Here is a 3,663-nt window from a genome sequence, read left to right as displayed (position 1 = left end):
TGTCACTGTACCCTAATTAATCAGATTCTGCGGATTGGAAGCGTTTTCGGCAGATTCTGTACCCTTAATTGCAATATATCCACAGGGCGCTGCGTCAGTGGCTGACACAGCTTTGGCGCTTCCAGATTGCATCGGCTCGTGCCAGAAGCGCTTGACGATCTGCATCGGCACCGAGCTCGGAGATGGCCTGACGGGCAGCGTCTAGGGCCTGCGCAGACGTCTTTTTGGGCGACGTCGCCCTGGCAGATCGGTCAACGGGACTGCTTTCCTGCCGACGTCTTCGCGGAAGTCGCATATCGAGGTTCATCGACAGCTTGCGCACCTTCTCAATCAAACGTCTGCGCTGAGGAAAGGCGCGTCGGAGATCCCAGAATGCTTGTTCATTTCCGCGCAGCAAGATGGCCACTCCCAATAATGGACGGGCTGAGCAGACATCGACAGCTGCGAGTGCTATTGACCGCTCCAGTTGACACCGCGACGTGAGTGGCACGCTGTATACCAACTCAAGTACTTGTAAGAGGCACAGCGTATGGCTGATCCGCTGCATGTGCCTCAGATCGGCGGCGGCAACCGCCGTCTTCAGCAATGCCGCGCCCCGAGCGGCGCGGACACGTAGCCTGTTTGATAGACCATCGGCCGGATGCCTCGCCACAAGAGGTCGACCACAGTTTTCGCAAGTCAGCGACCAGGCGAAGCGCCAGTGGCGCAGGACCAGTCCCGAGGTTTGTTTCGAGCAGTTTGCGCAACTTTGGAAGTCATCGCTAGATACGCATTGAGCGGGATGATGCGTCGTGTCCGGGAGGGTCATGGCCGCGATCTCATCCCGGGTCTGCTGAACCGCCGGACATAGCCGAGCCCAGTTCACATGCCCAAGGTCACCCGCATGCTCCGGCACCCTGCCCTGCCCCAAACCGAGATAGCCGCAAAGCTCTTCGACGGAACAATGATTGGCCCGGGCCAACCGCCCGATCCAGCTCGAGAGAAGCTCGTCGGATACCGGTGGCGGTCGACGCGGCAATGGGTTCACGGTCACCCGAACTCCGCGATGGGTTGGCGCGGAATGCTCCAAGCATGCTTCGCCCATACCGGCTGCCAGGCCTGAACGGCCTCATCGGTGATCCGCTCCTCACCCGTCTCGATCGCATCGATGGCCAAGGACTTGATCATGATGAACACGCGCGAGGTCACACCGCCCGTCACTTTCAGGATTGTCCGAAGCGACGCAACCGTGAGGCCCGACCGCTGCTCAAGTGCCATCGCGGCAATCAGCGTTTGGATGAGCCGAGAGAACTCCACGTCGTCCTCCCAGAGCGGCAGGTAGTGTTCGTCCAGGCGACGGGCCAGTTGGTCGTCACCGCGGACGGCCTCGAGCGCTTCGTTGACACCGAAAACGACAAGCGAGGCACAGAGATCGTTGGCCAAGAACCGCAGCATGTTCAGGAACCGGCGTTGCTCCCGGTAACTACCGGCAAGCAGATTGTGCACCTCGTCGATCATCAGCATCTTCAGGTCCATATCCCGAAGATGACTGAGCGCGCGGACCTCAAGTTCGGACACGGTATGCCGCCCCCACATCGGCGCCCCGATCGTCGAAAGGATGTGCTGGTAGAAGCGTCGCTCGTCCGGCGCTGGCGGCGCCTGAACCAGCAGGATGGGGGTCTTCGTGATGCCCAGTTCTGCGTTGTACTGCGTCGGATACTTGCTGGCCATGCGCTTGGCGATCATCGTCTTGCCAATACCGGAACTGCCATAGACCATCAGGCCAGGCATCCGGCTCTGCTGCGGCATTTCCATCAGGGACGTCAATCGGTTGAGAACAATCGTGGCACGGTCGAATGCGATCCAATGATCGCTGCGGATGCGGTCAATTCTTTCTTCTGGGGTCATCAAACTCTTCAATCGGATAAGTGGGGAGGTCTGGGTTACCAGTGTCGATGGCGAACATTTCTCGGGACGGATCGCGGCGCGGCTGGTGCTTGGGAAGCCGCGTCTCGCGTTCGCTCTCCAGACGGGCGGTCCTTGTCTTCTGACGCGCCGCCTCGGCCAGTCGTCTCTGCGCGTCGATCACCTGGAACAAGGCCTTCTCGTTGATCCGACCGCCATGCCTGTCTTGCCATTCCTTCCGCGCCCGACGACTTTCCCAAAGCGATATCCGAGGGTGGCTCAGATCCCGATACCGAGCCGGGATCATGCGGCCATCATTGACGAGAACCCAGACCTGCGACAGGTCCCGCGGGTCGTACTTCACCTGCACCTTGCCGCTGCCCCGTCCGACCAACGACGCGAAGGCATCACTCCAGTAGTGCACCCCAAAGAGAGTGATCCCAGTGCGCCCGAGCTGGCGCAACTCAAAAGGCAGGAAGCTTGTCCGGAAGGCTTCGACATCGACAACCTGCCGCCCCGCAGTGTCTCCGCCCAAGTCAGCCCAAGCGGCCAGCGGCGTTCGCCCGAGGGCTTCGTGGCGGGTATTGTGGTAGCGGCAAATCTCCAGATGAAGCCAGTCCTCGAACTCGGCCAGGGTCAGAGCCGCATGTTTCTCGCTGTCATAATCGCCCTTCTCGGCAGCGGAGGATTGCGTGGTCCCGGGCAAAACATGAACAGCCCCCATGGCCGTTCCGATCAAACGTTCGATATGACCTCCGAAGTGCGTTGCACCAGGCGGGCGGTACTCGACGGCAATGCCCCAATCTTCGCAGGCCGATGAGAAGGCGTCGCTGTGGAACTCCTGCGCGTTATCGACATGGATCGCCTTCGGGATGCCGGATGTCGGCCAGACCAATTCTTCCAGCTTCCCTGGGACGTGGATCGATTTCCGACGCACACAATGATCGAGGCAGAGCGCGATCGAAAGAACTGATGGTGCATCAAAGCTGACGAAGACCCCGAGAACGATCCGGGTTGCAACATCGATGGCTACCGTCAAATATGGGCGCGCAAGCGGTCGCCGATCCACGTGATCGACCAAAATGATGTCGGCCAAGGTGTGATCGATCTGAACAATTTCCAGTGGCGTTCCAACCGCAAGCCGGCCCGGACGTGCCGCAAAAGTCTTGTTCGCCTCCTTGGCACCACGGCGCTTTCTAACAATCTCTTTCTCGTCCATTGCATCGAGCCGAGCTTTCAGCGTTTTTCGTGCCGGTGGCTGGAAGCCCTTTGCCTCGCATTCCGAACGGATCTCACGCCAAATTCGCAGAAAGCTGGAGCGTTCGCGGACCAGATAATAGCGCCGTAGGCGTTCATCGATGAGGTCTTCGACTTCTCGCGCGATCCGTTTCGACCCCGGTTTCGGCCCCCGGCGACTGAGTTCCAGTGCTGCGGCCCGCCCATCGTTCTCGCGCAAACGGCGGTAAAGCGACCAGGTGTGGCTCTTCGCCAAACCTAGTTCCCAAGCAGCATCTCCGATTGCCGCACTGATCGGCTCACCCTTCTTCTCAAGTTCCAGGATCGGACGGAGGACTGCTGCTCGATGTTTTGCAAGACGCTCGCTGACCACGCCAATCCCTGCCCTATTCCTGTCAGCACTTATCCACAGAACTGACCGTATGCTAATAAAGGGTACAGTATGGCAATTAACGGTACAATATGAAAATTAAGGGTACATCGTGCCGCTGAAAACAAACGATAATTTTAAAGGCAATTCTGATTAATGAGGGTACAGTGACA

At 59.0% G+C, this 3,663-nt stretch carries 3 protein-coding genes; all 3 read right to left on the bottom strand.

Annotation, left to right across the window (positions count from 1 at the left end; genetic code table 11):
• Nucleotides 1–94: 94 nt before the first annotated feature.
• The 3 genes from FN828_RS20165 to FN828_RS20155 are packed head-to-tail and all read right to left on the bottom strand — an operon-like array spanning nucleotide 95 to nucleotide 3,493.
• The gene (locus FN828_RS20165; protein ID WP_083545780.1) at nucleotides 95–1,084 is read right to left on the bottom strand and encodes a TniQ family protein; all 990 of its coding nucleotides are present in this window, start codon (nucleotides 1,082–1,084) and stop codon (nucleotides 95–97) included.
• Entirely contained in the window at nucleotides 1,030–1,887 is an 858-nt protein-coding gene (locus FN828_RS20160; protein WP_071974414.1) for a TniB family NTP-binding protein, read from the bottom strand. Before FN828_RS20160 ends, FN828_RS20165 begins: the two co-directional genes overlap by 55 nt.
• Complete coding sequence (locus FN828_RS20155) at nucleotides 1,865–3,493, bottom strand: Mu transposase C-terminal domain-containing protein (protein ID WP_093455154.1); 1,629 nt, start codon at nucleotides 3,491–3,493, stop codon at nucleotides 1,865–1,867. The genes FN828_RS20160 and FN828_RS20155 overlap by 23 nt, the downstream gene beginning before the upstream one ends.
• Nucleotides 3,494–3,663 lie beyond the last annotated feature (170 nt).

This window comes from Thalassovita litoralis (genome assembly GCF_900182725.1).
Lineage (GTDB): Bacteria > Pseudomonadota > Alphaproteobacteria > Rhodobacterales > Rhodobacteraceae > Thalassobius > Thalassobius litoralis.
This window is presented reverse-complemented; position numbering and strand designations above follow the sequence as displayed.

Excerpts from the sequence above, each read along its gene's own strand:
- FN828_RS20165 (WP_083545780.1), bottom strand. The coding sequence starts at position 1,084 with ATGGGCGAAGCATGCTTGGAGCATTCCGCGCCAACCCATCGCGGAGTT.
- FN828_RS20160 (WP_071974414.1), bottom strand. The coding sequence starts at position 1,887 with ATGACCCCAGAAGAAAGAATTGACCGCATCCGCAGCGATCATTGGATC.